This is a genomic window from Saccharothrix coeruleofusca, from assembly GCF_017876325.1.
Lineage (GTDB): Bacteria > Actinomycetota > Actinomycetes > Mycobacteriales > Pseudonocardiaceae > Actinosynnema > Actinosynnema coeruleofuscum.
Genome location: NZ_JAGINV010000001.1, coordinates 2583641 through 2601834, shown reverse-complemented (window position 1 = coordinate 2601834; position 18194 = coordinate 2583641). Strand labels below are relative to the sequence as shown.

14 protein-coding genes are annotated in these 18194 nt (G+C 74.0%); 8 read left to right on the top strand and 6 right to left on the bottom strand.

The annotated features are described in order from the left end of the window. Positions 1-39 precede the first annotated feature (39 nt). On the top strand, positions 40-621 hold the full coding sequence (locus tag JOF41_RS11930) for a TetR/AcrR family transcriptional regulator (protein ID WP_209618615.1): 582 nt from the start codon (positions 40-42) through the stop codon (positions 619-621). 55 nt (positions 622-676) lie between these two features. Here the strand turns inward: JOF41_RS11930 and JOF41_RS11925 are convergent, their stop codons facing one another. Together JOF41_RS11925 and JOF41_RS11920 are read right to left on the bottom strand one after the other, a co-directional pair. Further along, positions 677-1783: a trypsin-like serine protease gene (locus tag JOF41_RS11925; protein WP_189223703.1), complete on the bottom strand. Its 1107-nt coding sequence runs from the start codon at positions 1781-1783 to the stop codon at positions 677-679. 152 nt (positions 1784-1935) lie between these two features. Next, on the bottom strand, positions 1936-2448 hold the full coding sequence (locus tag JOF41_RS11920) for an ArsR/SmtB family transcription factor (RefSeq protein WP_209618613.1): 513 nt from the start codon (positions 2446-2448) through the stop codon (positions 1936-1938). A 74-nt stretch (positions 2449-2522) separates the two neighbouring features. Here JOF41_RS11920 and JOF41_RS11915 point away from each other — a divergent pair, with 74 nt between their 5' ends. The 3 genes from JOF41_RS11915 (at position 2523) to JOF41_RS11905 (ending at position 9001) form a co-directional block, all read left to right on the top strand. Continuing rightward, a complete protein-coding gene (locus JOF41_RS11915) occupies positions 2523-3716 on the top strand; it encodes an MFS transporter (RefSeq protein WP_244989570.1) in 1194 nt (397 codons plus the stop codon). Between the two features lie 175 nt (positions 3717-3891). Next, positions 3892-6348, top strand: coding sequence for a LamG-like jellyroll fold domain-containing protein (locus JOF41_RS11910; RefSeq protein ID WP_209618608.1), 2457 nt, complete (start codon positions 3892-3894; stop codon positions 6346-6348). A 31-nt stretch (positions 6349-6379) separates the two neighbouring features. Then, complete coding sequence (locus JOF41_RS11905; protein WP_209618605.1) at positions 6380-9001, top strand: NPCBM/NEW2 domain-containing protein; 2622 nt, start codon at positions 6380-6382, stop codon at positions 8999-9001. A 104-nt stretch (positions 9002-9105) separates the two neighbouring features. Here the strand turns inward: JOF41_RS11905 and crtI are convergent, their stop codons facing one another. Both crtI and JOF41_RS11895 read right to left on the bottom strand, forming a co-directional pair. After that, on the bottom strand, positions 9106-10569 hold the full coding sequence (gene crtI, locus JOF41_RS11900; protein WP_307867385.1) for a phytoene desaturase family protein: 1464 nt from the start codon (positions 10567-10569) through the stop codon (positions 9106-9108). 36 nt (positions 10570-10605) lie between these two features. Then, complete coding sequence (locus tag JOF41_RS11895) at positions 10606-11712, bottom strand: polyprenyl synthetase family protein (protein ID WP_189223708.1); 1107 nt, start codon at positions 11710-11712, stop codon at positions 10606-10608. A 143-nt stretch (positions 11713-11855) separates the two neighbouring features. Here JOF41_RS11895 and JOF41_RS11890 point away from each other — a divergent pair, with 143 nt between their 5' ends. Next, positions 11856-12788, top strand: coding sequence for a phytoene/squalene synthase family protein (locus tag JOF41_RS11890; protein ID WP_209618599.1), 933 nt, complete (start codon positions 11856-11858; stop codon positions 12786-12788). Positions 12789-12807: 19 nt separating this feature from the next. Further along, positions 12808-13785 carry a DUF5914 domain-containing protein gene (locus JOF41_RS11885; protein ID WP_209618595.1) on the top strand — a complete coding sequence of 326 codons (978 nt, stop codon included), beginning with the start codon at positions 12808-12810 and terminating at the stop codon, positions 13783-13785. A gap of 67 nt (positions 13786-13852) precedes the next feature. On the opposite strand, the gene JOF41_RS11880 is transcribed toward JOF41_RS11885, so the two are convergent. Then, positions 13853-14581 carry a class I SAM-dependent methyltransferase gene (locus tag JOF41_RS11880; protein WP_307867384.1) on the bottom strand — a complete coding sequence of 243 codons (729 nt, stop codon included), beginning with the start codon at positions 14579-14581 and terminating at the stop codon, positions 13853-13855. Between the two features lie 140 nt (positions 14582-14721). Between JOF41_RS11880 and JOF41_RS11875 the strand changes: the two genes are divergently transcribed. Then, positions 14722-15123: an OsmC family protein gene (locus JOF41_RS11875; RefSeq protein WP_189223711.1), complete on the top strand. Its 402-nt coding sequence runs from the start codon at positions 14722-14724 to the stop codon at positions 15121-15123. 357 nt (positions 15124-15480) lie between these two features. Here JOF41_RS11875 and JOF41_RS11870 read toward each other — a convergent pair whose 3' ends face one another. Beyond that, positions 15481-15636: a hypothetical protein gene (locus JOF41_RS11870; RefSeq protein ID WP_189223712.1), complete on the bottom strand. Its 156-nt coding sequence runs from the start codon at positions 15634-15636 to the stop codon at positions 15481-15483. A 161-nt stretch (positions 15637-15797) separates the two neighbouring features. Between JOF41_RS11870 and JOF41_RS11865 the strand changes: the two genes are divergently transcribed. Continuing rightward, positions 15798-18164, top strand: a complete 2367-nt coding sequence (locus JOF41_RS11865; RefSeq protein ID WP_209618592.1) for a SpoIIE family protein phosphatase — start codon at positions 15798-15800, stop codon at positions 18162-18164. Positions 18165-18194: the final 30 nt, after the last annotated feature.

Here is an 18194-nt window from a genome sequence, read left to right as displayed (position 1 = left end):
GCGCAAGTGTCAAACCAACCGGTTGGTTACACTGCTGCCGTGAAGGACGCACAGGCCACCCGACGCCGTCTGCTGGAGGCGGCCACCGCGGAGTTCGCCGCCTACGGCATCGCGGGCGCCAGGGTCGACCGGATCTCGGCCAACGCCAAGGTGAACAAGGCGCAGCTCTACGCCTACTTCGGCGACAAGGACGGCCTGTTCGACGCGGTGTTCAAGCAGCATGCCGAGGCCATCGTCGACACCGTGCCACTGGACGCCACGGACCTCCCCGGCTACGCGGTCGCCCTCTACGACGCCTGCCTGACCCGTCCCGAGTTGGCCCGCCTGGCCACTTGGGCGCGGTTGGAGCGCCTCCCTCGCGGCCCGCTGGCCACCGGCATGGACGAGCAGCACGCGCGCAAGCTGCGCGCGGTCTCCGACGCCCAGCGCGACGGGCACGTCGATCCGTCCTTCGACCCGGCCGACGTGCTGGCCCTGGTCGGCACGATGGCGCTGACCTGGTCGCCTGCCAGCCTGTTCGACGCGGTCACCGAGGACGACCCCGAGGCCGACCACGCCCGGCGTCGCGCGGCGCTCGCCGAGGCGGTGCGCCGCGCCTTCGCCCCCGCCACGGGTGCATGAGGCGCCGGTGGTGCCCCCGCCGGGACGGGGGCACCACCGGGTTACAGGGGGCGGGTTACAGGGGGATGTAGACGCCGAAGTCGCGGGAGGCGGTGCGGAAGTCCTGGAAGCCCAGCCGGGCTCCGGCGGTGCGGGTGACCGTGCCCTTGGCGATCACGCCGCCCGCCGAGGAGGGCCCGTAGACCGGGCCGCCGCTGTCGCCGGGGCGGGCGGCGGGCCTGCCGCCCTGCTGCTCGGCCTCCACCAGGTCCTCGCGGTCGCTGTAGAAGAACAGCACCTTCAGGTCGCAGACGGGGCCGCCGGTCTCCCGCGCGCTGGTGACGCCGGACTGGCACAGGTACTCGCCGGTGTAGACATCGCCCCAGCCGCGCACGATTTCGGTGCTGTTGCTGTCGCCGCCGCCGACGTACTGCTGGTTGACCACGTTGCCGGTGGGGATGAGCATGATGTCGTGGTCGGCGTGCCTGGCCCCGGCGTTGCCGATGTGCTCACCGGTCGGGTCGGTGACACGGGCGCCGGACTGGCCGCAGTGTGCCGCGGTGAGCAGGTACCGGGCGTTGTCGCCGGTGCGCACGGAGAAGCCGGAGGTGCAGGCGGCCGAACCGCCCAGCACGATGGTCGCCCCGCCCTTCCACGGCGGGCTGTCGTTCTGCCGTGAGACCGGCGCCAGCGGTTCCTCCACGACCGTGCGGACCGGGACGTCGACCTCCAGCGAGGCGGTGAACGCCTCCGCGCCCGGCCGGGTACCCAGCACCAGCCCGCTGCCGTCGGCGGGGATCTTCACCGCGTGCACAGGCGAGTCGGGGCCGCGTCGGGCGTCGATGGCGGCGGCCGCCGCGCGCAGCTCGGCGTTGGAGTGCGCGGCGGGGCGCACGCGGACCGGGGCCTGGCGGGTGGCGCGGGCGACGGCGGTGGTGATCGGCTCGGGCACCTCCCCCTTCCACCACAGGGCCACGTGGTCGTCCTCCAGGACGATGCCCGCGAACCCGGTGTGCCCGCCGCGCAGGACCTCGGCCTGGATCACGTCGGCGGCGCGGATGAGCGGTTGCTGCGCCAGCATCCGGTCCACCGGCTGATCGGCCAGCGCGGTGGGGACGGTGGCGGACGCGGTCGCCGCGGCGGTGGCCACGGCCAGTGCCAGCAGTGTGCGTGCTGTCCTCACGGGATGCCAACTCCCTTGTGTCGCAGGGGACCAAAGGACGGCGGCGGCACGTGCGAGCCTATGGTTCAGACCAATAAGCTGTCACTGACACGATCGGACAGAATCGGCGCGCGGCACACGCCGCCAGGCAGCGGCGGCGCGAGGGCACCGGCTCACTCCGCCATCCGGTGGATCACCAGGATGCCGCCGTGCACGGGCCGGTCGAGGCGCTGGTGCTCGGTGTCCGCGTACTCGTCGAGCACGGCGCCGATGCGCCGGTCCAGCTCGGCGAGGTCCTCCTCGGACAGGTGCAGCGAGAAGCGCGCGACCGTCCGCACCGACCCGGCGCCCGCCTCCCGCAGCTCGTCCTGGAACGCCTCCACGGGCGCCAGCGGCGAGTCCGGTTCGACCTCCTCCTCCGGCGCGCCGAGCCACCACGACCGCTCGGTGGACCGGTAGGGCTTCTCCAGGGCGCCGCTGTCGCTCGCGCGCACCGGCCCCTGCTCCAGCAGCCCCGCCCGGACCAGTTGGCGGACGTGGTAGAGCACGGTTCCCGGATCGCGGTCGAGTCGGTCGGCCAACTGCTTGTTGGTCAACTCCTGCTGCCCGCACAGCCGCAGCACGCGCAGGCGCAGCGGGTGGGACAGGGCCTTGGCCTCCTGGGCGGTGGCAGGACGACGGCGCATGGCCGGAGCGTATCCGCTGATCGAGAACTCCCACATCGATGGAGTTTTCTCCATCGATGTGGGATTCTCCACCGATGACGCGACACCCCCTCGGTGCGCCCTTCTGGCGGCTGTGGGCCTCCTCAGGGCTGTCCAACCTGGCCGACGGGCTGGTCAAGGTCGCCCTGCCGCTGGCCGCCGCCCACGCGACCCGCTCCCCCGTGCTGGTCGCGGGCGTGGCGGTGGTGACGACCCTGCCCTGGCTGCTGTTCGCACTGCCCGCCGGGGCGCTGGTCGACCGGGTGGACCGCAGATGGGCGGCGCTGGGCGCCAACACCGCGCGCGCCGCGCTGGCGGGCGTGCTCGCGGTCGCCGCCGCAGGGGGTGCCGACTCGATCTGGGTGCTGTACGCAGTGGCGCTGGGCGTCGGCATCGCCGAGACGGTCCACGACACCGCGGCGCAGTCGGTGCTGCCCGCACTGGTGCCGTCCGAGGCGTTGCCGCGCGCCAACGGCCGCTTGTTCGCAGTCGAGTTGACCACCAACGAGTTCGCAGGCCCGCCGCTGGCCGGGCTGCTGGTCGCGACGGGCACGACCCTCGCGTTCGGGGCACCCGCCGCGCTGTGGTGCGCCGCGGTGGCGGCGCTGTGGTCGGTGCGCGGAGGGTTCCGGACCGACCGCCGCGAGCCCACCGCCCTGCGCGCCGACATCGCCGAAGGACTGCGCTACCTGTGGCGCGACCGACTACTACGGGTACTGGCGGTGACCGGCGGAGTGTTCAACTTCGCCCGCGGCGCGGTGGGGGCGGTGCTGGTGCTGCACGCGGTCGGACCCGGCTCCGCGATGGGGTTGTCGGACACGGGCTTCGGCCTGCTGCTGACCGCGATGGCGGCGGGCGGGCTGGCCGGCTCGCTGGTGGCCGAACGGGTGGCGGGGGCCCTGGGGCGGACCGGCTCGTTCGCGCTGGCCGTCCTGGCGGGCACCGCGATGGCGGGTGCTCCGGCGGTGACGACCCAGCCGCTCCCGATCGGGGCCGCGTTCTTCGCGGGCGGGATGGGGGTCGTGGTGTGGAACGTCGTCGCGTTGTCGCTGCGGCAGCGCACCACCCCCGACCGGTTGCTGGGACGGGTCACCAGCGGCAGCAGACTGCTGCTCTGGGGTTCGCTGCCGCTGGGCGCGGCAGCGGGCGGCGTGCTGGGACAGGCGTTCGGGCTGCGCGCGGTGTTCGCCGCCTCGGCGCTGCTGACGTTGGGCCTGCTGACAGGAGTGCTCGCGGTGGCGCGCCGCTGACCGGGTCCGACCGCGCCCACGCATACCCCACCGCCGCCACCGGGTCAACCGAATGGTCCGGACAAATCCTGTCCTGCTGATCCCCATCGGTGGTCTTGACCCCGCCTCGACCGGCCGGTGACGATGGGCAGCGATCCCGCTACCGAGCGCGAACGGGCACAGGGGGCTGACAACGATGTCATCACTTCGGCGCACACGGTCCACGACCACCCGCCTGGCAGTGCTGCTGCTCTTGCCGGTCCTGCTCGCCACCACCGGCGCCGCGCCGGGCGGCTGGACGCCCAAACCGCCGAAGCTGCCCACACCGTGGTCGGCGCAGGTCTCCCCCGACAACGCCCTGCCCGAGTACCCGCGCCCGCAACTGGTCCGCCAGGACTGGCTCAACCTCAACGGCGTGTGGCAGTTCGCGGGCGCCACCCCAGGCGAAACGCCCCCGTTCGGGCGCACCCTGGGCGAGCGCGTGCTCGTTCCCTACCCCATCGAGTCGGCCCTGTCGGGCATCGAGCGGCACGAGGACCGCATGTGGTACCGGCGCACCTTCGACCTGCCCCGGCACTGGAACGACCGGGTCGTGCTCAACTTCGGCGCGGTGGACTACCGCGCCACCGTCTACGTCAACGGCAAGCAGGTCACCCAGCACGTCGGCGGCTACGGCGCGTTCTCCGCCGACATCACCGACGCCCTGCACCGCAGGGGACCGCAGGAGATCGTGGTCGGCGTGGAGGACCTGGCCGACGCCACCTGGCAACCGGTGGGCAAGCAGCGCCTGGTCCCCGACCGCGGCATCTTCTACACCGGCGCCTCCGGCATCTGGCAGACGGTCTGGCTGGAACCGGTGTCCAAGGCGCACGTGCGGTCGCTGGACATGACACCCGACGTCGACACCTCCACCCTCGCCCTGACCGTCCAGACCTCCGAACCGGACCTGACCGCCGACGTGACGGTCAAGGACCACGGCAAGGTCGTCACCCGCACCAGCGGCAAGGCGGGCACCAAGATGGACGTGCGGGTGCCACGCGCCAAGCTGTGGACACCGGACTCGCCGTTCCTCTACGACCTGGAGGTCACCCTCAAGCGCCGCGGCAAGCCGGTGGACCGGGTGTCGTCCTACTTCGGGATGCGCGAGATCGGCACCACCACGGGTGAGGACGGCAGGCAGCGCATCACCCTCAACGGCCGGGTGCTGTTCCTGATGTCCACACTGGACCAGGGCTACTGGCCCGACGGCATCTACACCGCCCCCACCGACCAGGCGCTGCGGTTCGACCTGGCCGAGCACAAGGCCCTGGGGTTCAACACCGTCCGCAAGCACATCAAGGTCGAACCCGACCGCTGGTACTACCACGCCGACAAGCTGGGACTGCTGGTGTGGCAGGACATGCCCTCCACCCGACCCGGACGCCCCCCGGCCGACGCGCAGCGGCAGTTCGAGGAAGAACTGCGGGAAATGGTGCGGCAGAAGAAGAACTGGACTTCGATCATCGGCTGGGTGCCGTTCAACGAGGGCTGGGGCGAGTGGTCGCGCGAGGACACCGGCCGCATCGCCGACGAGGTCAAAGCACTGGACCCCAGCAGGCTCGTCAACGCCCACAGCGGCGTCAACTGCTGCGACTCGCTGGGCGACTCCGGCCGCGGCGACGTCATCGACTGGCACAGCTACCCCGGCCCGGCCGCCCCGCGACCCGACGCCCGCCGGGTCTCCATCGACGGCGAGCACGGCGGCTACGGCCTGGAGGTCGCCGACCACATGTGGTTCGGCGAAGGCCACGGCTACGAGATGACCCCCGACAGCGCGACCCTGACCCGCAAGTACGTGGAGAACCAGCGCGACGTGCTCGCCGCCGCCCAGCGCTGCGCCATCAGCGGCGCGATCTACACCCAGATCACCGACGTCGAGCACGAGGTCAACGGCTTCCTCACCTACGACCGGCAAGTCCGCAAGATGGACTACGCCCAGGTCAAGGCGATCAACGAGCAGATCATCCGGGAAGCCGACGGCAGCGGCGGCCACACCCCGCCCGGACCGGGCACCCCCGGCCTGGCCGGGGTGCACGCCTACCGCTTCGACGAGGGCAGCGGCACCACCGCGCGGGACTCCGCGGGCGACGCCGACGCCACCCTGATCAACGCCGAGTGGACCGAGGGAGCGGTCTCCTTCAACGGCAGCGGTTTCGCCGACACCGGCGCCGCCCTGATCGACACCGCGGGCAGCTACTCGGTCGCCGCCAGGGTGCGGCTGGACGAAGCGGGCGGCGCGTTCCAGACCGTGGTCAGCCAGGACGGCGACCGCGACAGCGGGTTCTTCCTGCAGTACTCCGGCCAGGACCAGCGCTGGGCCATGAGCTTCGTGGGCCTGCGCGCCCTGTCGCCGACCAAACCCGAACCCGGCCGCTGGTACCACCTGACCGGCGTGCACGACGCCACGACCGGCACCGTCGCGCTCTACGTCGACGGCGAGCAGGTCGCCACGCGCCAAGCCTGCGTGCTCAAGCAGGCGGGCGGGCACACCGTCATCGGCCGCGCCCAGTACGGCGGCAACCAGGTCGACTTCCTGCGCGGCGACGTGGACGAGGTCCGGCTGTTCGACCGCGCCCTCTCCCCCGCCGAAGTCGCCGAACTGGCCGCCCGATAACCCTCCCCGCCGCCGCCCCCGGAGGTCACCCGTGCCCCGACCACCCCGACCCGCGCTCGGCGCGGCCATCGCACTGGCCCTGCTGGCACCCGCCCCACCCGCGCAGGCCGCACCCGACCGGTGGGTGGTCGACGGCCCGTCATCGCTGTCCGCCCAGGTAGCGCTGGACCCCGCCGACGGCACGGTGACCGTCGCCGCCACCCGCGACGGCCGCCAAGTCCTCGCCCCCGCGCCGGTCGGCCTGCGCACCACGCAGGCCGACCTCACCCGCGGACTGCGCCCGATCGGCCGCCGCGACCGCGTGGTCACCGAGCGGTACGCGATGACCACCGGAAAACGCCTCCAGCGCTCGTCGCGGATGACCGAGAGCACCCTGTCGTTCCAAGGCGAGCACGGCGAGCGGCTCGACCTGGTGGTGCGAGTCGCCACCGACGGCGTGGCCTACCGCTACTCCACTCCCGGCCCGGTCACCGTCACCGGCGAAGCCTCCGCCTTCGCCCTGCCCCCCGACGCACCGGCCTGGCTGCTGCCCTACAACGCCTGGTACGAGGCCAACCGCGTGCGCACCACCGCAGCCGCCACCGGCGAGTTCGGCTACCCCTCCCTGTTCCGGGTCGGCCAGGACCACGTGCTGCTCACCGAGTCCGATGTGGACGGACGCTACTCCGGCAGCAGGCTGCGCCACACCGAAGGCTCACCACTGCACGAAGTGGTGCTGGCCGACCAGCGGATCACCTCCCCCGGCCCGCTGCGCACCCCCTGGCGCACCGCCATCATCGGCGACCCCGCCACCCTCGGCGAGTCCACCCTGGTCGACGACCTCGCCCCACCCGCGAAGTTCACCGACACCTCCTGGATCGCACCCGGCAAGGTCGCCTGGTCCTGGCTGAGCGAGCACTCCAGCCCCGGCGACTTCGAACGCCAGAAGCAGTACGTGGACTTCGCCGCCCGCAACGGCTGGCAGTACACCCTCGTCGACGAGGGCTGGAGCGCCCAGTGGGTACCGGAACTCATCCGCTACGCCCGCGCCAGAGGCGTGCAGGTCCTGCTGTGGTTCCGCTGGACCGACCTGGACACCCCCGAAGAACGCGACTCGGTGCTACCACAGGTCAAGCAGTGGGGCGCCCGCGGCGTGAAGCTCGACTTCATGGAATCCGACAGCCAAGCCCGCTACCAGTGGTACGACGCCGTACTGGCCAAAACCGCCGAACTGCGCCTGATGGTCAACTTCCACGGCTCGACCATCCCGCACGGCCTGGCACGCACCTGGCCGCACGTGATGACCATGGAAGCGGTGCGAGGCGCGGAGAACTACCCGCCCGCGGCCAACAACCCCGTGCAGTTCTTCACCCGCAACGTCGCAGGCTCCATGGACTACACGCCCGTATCACTGGAAGTCGGCAACCGCGAAGCGTCCATCGCCCACGAAGTCGCACTACCGGTGGTCTACGAATCCGGCTGGACCCACTTCGCCGACAAACCCGAGGCCTACCAACGACACCCCCGAGCACTGCGCTACCTCAACCAACTGCCCACCACCTGGGACCGCACCGAAGTCCTCACCGGCGACCCCGACACCCACGCCGTGGTGGCCAGGCGCGACGCCGACCGCTGGTTCATCGGCGGCATCTCCGCGGGCGAGGCCCGCACCCTGCGAGCACCGCTGAACTTCCTCGACGGCGGCCGGTGGCTGGTCGAGGTGATCCGCGACGACCCCGCCCACACCCGCGGCGACGTCCAACGCGACACCCACCTCCTGCACCCCTGGCAGACGCTGACGGTCGACGTGCGCGCCAACGGCGGCTTCGCCGCCATCGCCTGCCGCTACCACCCCGGCCTGCACACCTGCGACCAGCCCATCCCCCAAGTCCCCACCACCTCGCTGACCGTGACCCCGCAGCAGGTCGTGGACGCACCCAAGGGCACCACCGTCGAGATCACCGGCGAGTTCACCCTCACCGGCGACGCACGAGCCACCAACGTCGTCCTCACCACCACCCCACCCCAAGGCTGGCAGGTCGACGGCCCACCCGTGCGACGACACCTGCTGCGCCAAGGCGAGAACATCAGTGGCAAGTGGACCGTGCGCGTGGCCGAGCACAGCCCCACGGGAAACATCGACCTCCCGGTGCACGCGGAATTCGACCTACCCGGACAAGACCGCGTCCACGTGGAACAAGCGGTGCGCGTATTCGTCCCACCGCCCGCCCCCACCGGCACCCCCTACCTCAGCGACCTCCCCTTCACCAACGAGACCAACGGCTGGGGCCCCATCGAACGCGACCTGTCCAACGGCGAGACCAACAGAGGCGACGGCAACCCGCTGACCATCGGCGCGGTCGTCTACCCCAAGGGCATCGGCACCCACGCCCCCTCCGAGCTGTCGGTCTACTTGGGAGGCCAGTGCACCACCTTCACCGCGGCCATCGGTCTGGACGACGAGACCACCTCCCCCGGCTCGGTCTCCTTCCAAGTCCTCGGCGACGACCGACCACTGCACGACAGCGGTGTGCTCCGAGGCAGAGGACCAGCACGACCGATCCAGGTCGACACCACCGGAGTACGCCTGCTCACCCTGCGAGTGACCGACGGTGGCGACGGCCGCAACTTCGACCACGCCGACTGGGCCGACGCCCGGCTGTCGTGCACCTGACCCCAACGGGCACAGGAGAACCCCTTTTCGTCCAGCGGCGGGTCCATTCCCACTGCCCACGCCGAACGCGAAGACTTTTCGATTTATTCCAGTCAACACTGAAGCTATTGAGCAGATCGCAAGCGCTGTGCCGCCAGGCGGCCGGAGATCAGCACCGGCGGGATGCCCACGCCGGGGGTGGTGCCGCTGCCCGCCAGCACCACGTTGCCGCGCCGGGACGGCAGGTTGCCCGGCCGGAACGGGCCCGTCTGGCCGAAGGTGTGGGCCAGCGAGAACGGCGTGCCCGCCGCCTGCCCCGCGCGCGCCCAGTCGTCCGGCGTGGCCAGCGACAGCACGGTCACGTCCGCCGCGGCCGGGACGAGCTTGCGCCGCGCCAGCTCCCCCACCAGCTCCTCGGCGTAGCGCGGCCCCAGCACGTCCCACCGCAGCGGCGCGGCCTCCAGGTTCGGGCACGGGGCGAGCAGGTACTGCAGGTGCCTGCCCGCGGGGGCCAGTCCGGGGTCGGTGAGGCTGGGCGTGGTCAGCAGCAGCGAGGGGTCGCTCATCAGCGCGCCATCGCCGACGATCTCCCGGAACGTGCGGTCCCACGCTTCGCCGAAGGAGATGGTGTGGTGCGCCAGGTCGTCGGCCACCCTGGCGGCCGACAGGTGCACCACCACCGCGGAGGGCGACCACCGCAGCGGCACCGGCCGCGCCCGGCCGCGCAGCAGGCGGGCGCTCTGCCCCGGCCCGGTGGCCAGGACCACCGCGTCGCAGGGGACGCACCCCTCCGCCGTGCGCACGGCGGTGACCCGCGCGCCCGACCGCTCCAGTGCGACGACCTCGGCGCCGTAGTGGAACCGGACCCCGGCCGCCTCGGCGGCGTCGGCCAGCGCCTGCGGCACCGCCCGCATCCCGCCGCGCGGGAACCACACGCCCGCGACGGTGTCCATGTAGGCGATGACCCCGTAGGCGGCCAGGGCGTGACGCGGGGCGACCCCCGCGTAGAGCGACTGGAAGGTGAACACCCGGCGCAGCCGCTCGTCGCGCAGGAACCGGCCCACCGCGCCCGCCAGCGACCCGAAGCCGCCCATCCGGGTCAGCGCCACCAGGTCGCGTCCCAGCAGGTCCAGCGGCGAGTCGAAGTTCGCGCCGATGAACCGCTCGCGCTCCACCTCGTACAGCCGGGTCAGCCACGACCTCAGCTCCCGGTAGCCCGCCGCCTCCCGTCCGCCCGCGAACTCGCGGACCGCCTGCTCCATCCGCTCGGCGTCGGTGTGCACGTCCAGCGCGCTGCCGTCGGCGAAGGTGGCCCGGTAGGCCGGGTGCAGCGGCAGCAGCTCCATCCGGTCGGCCAGCCGTTCGCCGACCGCGGCCAGCGCCTCGTCCAGCAGCTCCGGCATGGTCAGCACGGTGGGGCCGGTGTCGATCCGGTGCCCCTCCAGGTCCAGCCGCCCGGCCAGGCCGCCGGGGTGCGGCAGCCGCTCCACGACGGTGACCTCGTGGCCGTCGCCGCGCAGGTGCAGCGCGGCCGACAGCCCGGCCAGCCCGGCCCCGACCACCACGACCGAGTCGGTCCGACCGGTCACGACGTGCGCCACGGTGTTGCCCTCCGGTTGTCGTCCTCAGTACTTGCGGGCCGTGGCCTCGGCGGCCAGTCGCACCAGGCGCTCGCGCGCGACCGGCTCCACGGCGACGCCCTCCAGCGCCTGCAGCCCGCGCGCGGTCAGCGCGCCGATCCGCTCCTCGATCGCGGCCACCGCGCCCAGCTCGACCAGCAGGGCGCGCACCCGTGCCACGGTCTCCTCGTCGATCGGGCCGCCCAGGCAGTCCCGCAGCAGCCGCACGTCCCGCTCCCGCCCCGCGGCCCTGGCCAGCCCGAGGGCGGTGGCCACCAGCGGCGTGCGCTTGCCCTCGCGCAGGTCGTCGCCGACCGGCTTGCCGGTGACCGCCACGTCGCCGAACACGCCGAGCAGGTCGTCGCGCAGCTGGAAGGCCACGCCCACGTCCCGGCCGAACGCGCGCAGCGCCTCGACCAGGGCGGCGGGGGCGTCGGCCAGCGCGGCGCCCAGGTGCAGGGGCCGCTCCACGGTGTAGGCCGCGGTCTTGAACCGCGCCACCCGCAGGGTCTCCTCCAGCGACTCCTCGCGCCGCGCGGTGGCCACCAGGTCCAGGTGCTGCCCGGCCATCATCTCGGTGCGCATGGCCTGCCACGGCCGCCAGGCCCGCCGCAGGGCCGCCGGGTCGAGGCCCGCACCGACCAGGGCGTCGTCCGCCCAGGCCAGGGCCAGGTCGCCGACCAGGATGGCCGCGCAGTCGCCGTAGTGGCGCGAGTCGCCCGCCCAGCGGGCGCGGCGGTGCCGGGTGGCGAACGCGCGGTGCGCGGCGGGGCGGCCGCGCCGGGTGGTGGAGCGGTCCATCACGTCGTCGTGCACCAGGGCGCACGCCTGCAGCAGCTCCAGCGCCACCAGGGCGCGCAGCGCCGTCTCGGCGGCCTGCCCGCGCGGCGCGCCACCGGCCGCGCGCCAGCCCCACCAGGCGAACGTGGGCCGGACCCGCTTGCCACCGCCCAGCACCAGGGCGCGCACCTCCTCGGCGAGCTCGGGGGCCAGCTCGGCGTGCGGCCGCTCGCGCAGGAAGTCCTCCAGCGCTAATCCCAGCCGCGCCGGGAGGGCGTCGTCGGCGGGTGGCGCGGACGGGTGGCCGGAGTCGACCGTGGTTGCCAGCGACATCGCTGCCTCCTCGCGGGTGGTGGCCGGTGTGGTTCCGAGCTAAGCAGTGGCCGGGTGGGTCCGCATGACAGACGATCTCGCTGTGCGCGCGCGCACGCGCGGCCCTAGCGTTGGAGCCGCCCCTCCCGGAAGGACCACCCCGAATGTCCGTCGACCGCGAACTGGACGCCGCGGCCATCACCGACCCGGCGCTGCGCCTGGCCTACCGGCGCTGCCGCGCGCTCAACGCCCAGCACGGCCGCACCTACTACCTGGCCACCCGGCTGCTGCGCCCCGAGCAGCGGCCCGCGATCCACGCGCTGTACGGGTTCGCGCGGTGGGCCGACGACATCGTCGACGAGATCGGTGACGGCCGCGACCCCGCGCAGCGGGCCGCGGAGCTGGCCGCCGTGGACGACCGGCTGACCCGCGGCCTGGCCGAGGGCCGCAGCGACGACCCGGTGGTCTCCGCGCTGGTCGACACCACCCGCCGCTACGACATCGACCACCAGCTGTTCCGCGACTTCATGGACTCGATGCGGATGGACCTGACCGTCACCGAGTACCCCACCTACGCCGACCTGGCGCGGTACGTGCACGGCTCGGCGGCGGTGATCGGCCTGCAGGTGCTGCCGGTGCTGGGCACCAGCGCGCCGCGCGAGGAGGCCGCGCCCAGGGCGGCGGCGCTGGGCGTGGCCTTCCAGCTGACCAACTTCCTGCGCGACGTGGGCGAGGACCTCGACCGCGGCCGGGTGTACCTGCCCGCCGACGAGCTGGCCGCGTTCGGCGTGGACCGGCCGCTGCTGGAGTGGGCGCGGCGCACCGGCCGCACCGACCCGCGCATCCGGCGCGCGCTGGCCCACCAGGTCGCCCGCACCCGCGCGGTCTACCGGGAGGCCGCGCCGGGCGTGGCGATGCTCGCGCCGCGCTCGCGCCCCTGCGTGGCCACCGCGCTGCGGCTCTACGGCGGCATCCTGGACCTGATCGAGGAAGCCGACTACGACGTGCTCTCGCGCCGGGTCGTGGTGTCCAGCGGCAAGCGGCTCGCCGTCGCGCTGCCCGCGCTGGCCAGGGCGGTCCTGGCCCGTTCCGCCTGACCGACCGGAGGAGTGCCCGATGCCCAGCCGCATCCCGTTGCGCCGGTTCGCCGTCCGTCCGTGGGCGGAGCAGGAACCGACCTGGCGGGACGCCAAGCCCGCGCTGATCGAGGCGGCGCTCAAGCGCGCCCAGGCCCGCCCCTCGGGCAACTGGTACGTCGTCGGCGCCAGCCGCGAGGTGGTGGCGGACAAACCGTTCGGCCGCACCGTCGCGGGGCGCGAGGTGGTGCTGTGGCGGGGGTCCGCGGGCACGTTGAAGGCGGGCGGCGGCTCGTGCCCGCACCTGGGCGCCCCGCTGTGCGACGGCGCGGTGCACCGGGGCAGGCTGGTGTGCCGGTGGCACGGACTGGCGCTGGGTGAGAAGAAGTTCGGCGCGTGGACGCCGTTGCCCGCGCACGACGACGGCGTGCTGGTGTGGGTGCGGCTGGACGAGGTGGGCGGGGAGGAGCCGCTGCCCGAACCGGTGCTGCCGGTGCGCCCGCCGTCCGGGTCGATCGACGCGGTGGCCACCCTGGTCGGCCGCTGCGAGCCGGAGGACGTGGTGGCCAACCGGCTGGACCCGTGGCACGGCGCGTGGTTCCACCCGTACTCGTTCGCCAACCTGCGGGTGCTGGCCACGCCGACCGAGCAGGACGACCGGTTCCTGGTCGAGGTGACGTTCAAGGTGGCGCGGCGGGTCGGGGTGCCCGTGGTCGCCACGTTCACCTGTCCCGAGCCGCGCACCATCGTCATGCACATCGTGGAGGGCGAGGGTGAGGGCAGCGTGGTCGAGACCCACGCCACCCCCCTGGCCCCCGCTCCGGACGGCTCGGCGCGCACCGCGGTCGTCGAGGCGACCATCGCGCACTCCAGCAGGCGCGGCTTCGGCCTGGCCCGGCCCGCCGCCCCGGTGATCCGGCCGCTGATGCGGTGGGCGGCGGCGCGGCTGTGGCGCGACGACCTCGCCTACGCCGAGCGCCGCTACGCCCTGCGCAGCACCGGCCGCTGGCCGGACTGACCGCGCGGGCCTTCGACGCGCACGGCCTCGCGGTCGCGCCCGGTCATCCGCCCGGTCATCCGCGCGGTCACCCGCGCTCCGGCAGGGGCGCGCGGCCCAGGAAGGTGTGCGCGACACCCAGTTGCGACCCCGGCAGGGGCGTGCTGCGGACGCCGGTGAAACCGTTGCGGCGCAAGCGATCCCGCAGCTCCCCCGGACTGTCGAAGCGCAACGCGCTGCGCCACAGGTAGGTGTAGAGGCGGTGGTCGCGGGTGACCAGCAGGCCACCGGGGATCACCACACCCCAGCACAGCGCGGTCCAGATCGCGGTGCGCAGGAGCGAGCCGCGCACCGCGTACTCGTGCACCACCAGCGGCGCGCCGGGGCGCAGCAGCTCGCGCACCACGCGCAGGGTCGGGTCGGGGTCGGGCAGGTTGCGCACCAGATAAGCGGCGAACACCGCGTCGAACGGCCCGCTCACCCCGGCCTCGGCCAGGTCCTCGGCGCGGGAGCGCACGAAGCGGACCCCTGCGGGCCAGGACTTGGCCCGAGCGCGGTCGAGCATCCCGGCCGAGGCGTCCACGGCGACGATCTCCGCCTCCGGCGCCACCGACAGCAGCGCGGCGGTCGAGGCTCCGGTGCCGCAGCCCAGGTCCAGCACCCGCAGCCCGGCCCCGCCGCCGGGCAGCCGCAGCGCCCGCGCGGAGCGGCGCAACCCCTCGTGGTAGCCGGGGTTGAGGCCGACCAGCAGGTCGTAGCCCGCCGCCGCGGTGTCGAACGCGCCCGGCACCTGGCCGGTGGACAACCGCGGTGTCACACGGCCTCCTCCCGCACCCGGCAATCCACGTCTCCTCCGCCTCGGCTCACAGTGCACCGTATGGGGCTACAGCGCGGTCCGCATGACAGCGGGCACAGGGGGTACCCCCGATCCCGCACCGACTGCGACAGGAGCACCCCATGACCAGCAGCGCCACGCAGCTCTACACCACCACGGCCGTGTCCACCCGCGCGTCGGTCCGGGTGGACGACGCCGAGCCCGCGGAGCTGGCCGTCGCCGCCCCGCGCGAGCTGGCCGGTCCCGGCGGCGGGTGGAACCCCGAGCAGCTCTACGCCGCGGCGCTGGCGACCTGCCTGCACCAGAGCCTCGCGGTGATCGCCTCGTCGGCGGGTGACGACCTGACCGGCTGCCAGGTGACCGCGGGCGTGTCGCTGCGCCACGAGGGAACGCAGACCTACGACCTGGACGCGCGGTTGAAGGTCGAGCTGCCCGGCGTGCCCGAGGAGCGCAGGCAGGACTTGGTGGACCTGGCCGTCTCGCACGCGCCGATGATCGGCGGGTGGCACGTCGCCGTCGCCTGAGCGGTGTCCCCTGAGCGGTGTCCCCTGAGCGGTGTCCCCTGAGCGGTGTCCCCTGAGCGGTGTCCCCTGAGCGGTGTCCCCTGAGCGGTGTCCCCTGAGCGGTGTCCCCTGAGCGGTGTCCCCTGAGCGGTGTCCCCTGAGCGGTGTCCCCTGAGCGGTGTCCCCTGAGCGGTGTCCCCTGAGCGGTGTCCCCTGAGCGGTGTCCGGAGCCGCCGTGACGACGCCGGGGGCGCGGGTCGACGATCGGGCGTGCCGTCGGGGACGCCCGATCGATGGAGTGGTGTTCGAGGAGCTGAGCCGGGCTGGGAGCGCACGACCGTCCGGCCCCGGCGGTCGCCGGGGCCGGACGGGGCGGCTTCAGTTCAGACGGGTGCGCTTCGGGTTGGCCAGCGGACCCAGGACCAGGTCCTGTTCCGAGGGCTCGCCGGACTGACGCGCGGAGGTCTGCGACTGCTGGGCGTCCGGGTGGCCGAACAGGTCGGCGCCGGGACGCGAGGAGAACTGGCTGTGCATGTCCCCATGTTTCTCCACTTCGCGCCGTTTCCAACCGTGATCTCCGAAACACCCGTCGGTCCACGTTCCCGGCTCGCGTCTCGATAGGCTCCAGCGGTGCCAGGTCCCGTCATCCCCGCCACCCGTCCCGCCGGTCGTCCAGACGGGACGGCTCCGCGCGCATGAGCGCCGGGCCGCAGGAGGACCGACCGGGGACGTCCACCCTGGTGGACGACGTCGGCGCGGTCGTCTGGCGGGCCGACCCGCGCACCCGGCGCTTCACCTTCGTCTCCGCGCACGCCGAGGCGCTGCTGGGCCACCCGGTGCGCCGCTGGCTGGCCGAGCCGGACTTCCCCGCGACCCTGGTCCACCCCGGTGACCGCGCCGCCGGTGCCGCGCGGTGGGACATCGCGGGCCGCGACGACTTCGAGCTGCTCTACCGCGCGGTCACCGCGGGCGGGCGCGTGCTGTGGCTGCACGAGAAGGTGCACGTGGTCCGCGACGCCGATGGCGCGGCCCTGGTCCTGCAAGGTGTGATGGTCGACGTCTCCGGCCTGTGCGCCGCCGAGGAGCGGCACCGCTTCCTGGCGCTGGTCGAGCGCGAGCTGCGACGGCTCGACGACACCGAGGAGGTCGTGGCCGCGGCGACCCGGCTGTTGGGCGGGCGTCTGGGCGCCGACCGCTGCGCCCAGGCCCGTGCCGAGCCGGGCGAGGACCACTTCGTGATCAGCGGCGACCACGCCACCGGGCTGCCCCGGCTGCCCGGCCGGGTCGCCGCGAGCGAGCTCGGCGAGGACTGCCTGCGGTCCCTGCGCGCCGGGCGGCCGTGGGTGGTCGCGGACAGCGGGAGCGATCCACGGCTGGTCGGGCGTGACCTGGCCGCCTACGAGCGCGCGGGCGTCCGCGCGGCGGTCTGCGTGCCGCTGTCGCGCGGCGGGCGGTTCGCCGCGGCGCTGGTGGTGCACCAGTCGACCGCGCGGCGCTGGACGCCCGAAGAGGTCGAACTCGTGTCGGCGGTAGCGGTCCGGTGCTGGGAGTCGTCGCGGCGCGCGCACGCCGAAGCGGCGCTGCGGGACCGGGAGGGGTGGCACCGGCTGCTGGTCGAGCGGGCCGCCGACGGCATCTGGGCGCTCGACCGCGACCTGCGCTTCGTCGAGGCCAACCCGGCCGCCTGCGCGCTGCTGGGGTACAGCCGGGAACGGCTGCTGGGCGTCGGCGTGACCGAGCTGGCGGTGCCGGGCGAGGAGAGCGGACCGTTCGCGCTGGCCGCCGACCCGTCCACCGCGCGGGTGGTCGACGAGGTGTGGCGGCTGCGCCGGGCGGATGGTTCGGTGGTGGCGTTGGAGCTCAGCGTCCAGGTCACCGCGACCGGTGTGCGGGCCATCGGGCGTGCCGCCGCCCAGCGGTCCACCGGGACCGAGGGGGAACCACCGCCGCACCGCGAGCACGGGATCGCCGAGGCGCCGCGACACGACCCGCCGCCCGCGCTGGACCGGCTGGCGATCTCCGCGCGCCGCCTGCCCACCGCGCACCACGCCCGCGTCGGCGGCGACTGGTACGAGGTGCTGCCGGTGACCGGCACGGCGGTGGCCTTGTCGGTGGGCGACGTGGCGGGCGGGGGCAGCACCACCGCGGTGGTGGGCAGGCTGCGCAGCGCCCTGGTCGGGTACCTGCTCCAGGGCCACTCCCCCGCCGCCGCGCTGCGGCGCCTGGACACCTTCGCCCGGCGGGTCGACGGCGCGGCGGGCAGCACCTGCGCCTGCGCGACCGTGGACTGGGCCACCGGCGCGCTGCGCTGGGCGGCTGCCGGGCACCCGCCGCCGCTGGTGGTCGACGGCGGGTGGGCGCGGTTCCTGCCCGGCGACGCGGGCCCGGCGCTGGGCACCCCCGGCGGGCCGCCCCACCACGACCGGACCGCCGCGCTCACGCCGGGCGCCTCGGTCGTGCTCTACACCAACGGCCTGCTCCAGCGCCGCGGCGCACCGGTGGAACAGGGCCGGGAGCGGCTGCTGACCGCCGCCCGCGACGCCCACGAGCTGGCTCCGGAGGGGATGGCCACCGCCATAGCCGACGCGCTGCTGACCGACGACCGGGACGACGTGGCGCTGGTGGTGGTCCGGCGCCTGCCCGAGCCGCTGCGCGCCCGCGTGCCCGCCCTGGCGGGTGAGCTGGCCGCGATGCGCCGCCGCGTCGCGGCGTGGGCGGGCGTGGCGGGTCTGCCCGCGGACCTGGTCGACGACCTGCAGCTCACCCTCGGGGAGGCGGCGGCCAACTCGGTGGACCACGCCTACCCGGACGGACCGGGCGAGTTCGACTACGAGGTGGCGACCACCGCGCGGGGCGTCCACGTCACCGTGCGCGATCGCGGGACGTGGCGTCCGGCGCCCGCGGACAAGGGCCACCGCGGGCGCGGGATGCAGATCATCCGGACCATCGGCGAGCGGGCGGTGTTCCACCACGACGAGCACGGCACGACGGTCGATTTCGACCTGGTCGCCACACCGGCGGTGCCACCCGGCGCGACCACGTCCCCGGGCGAGCCGACCTGAGCTCTCGCGCGGCGCGGTCGTCGAGCCCCG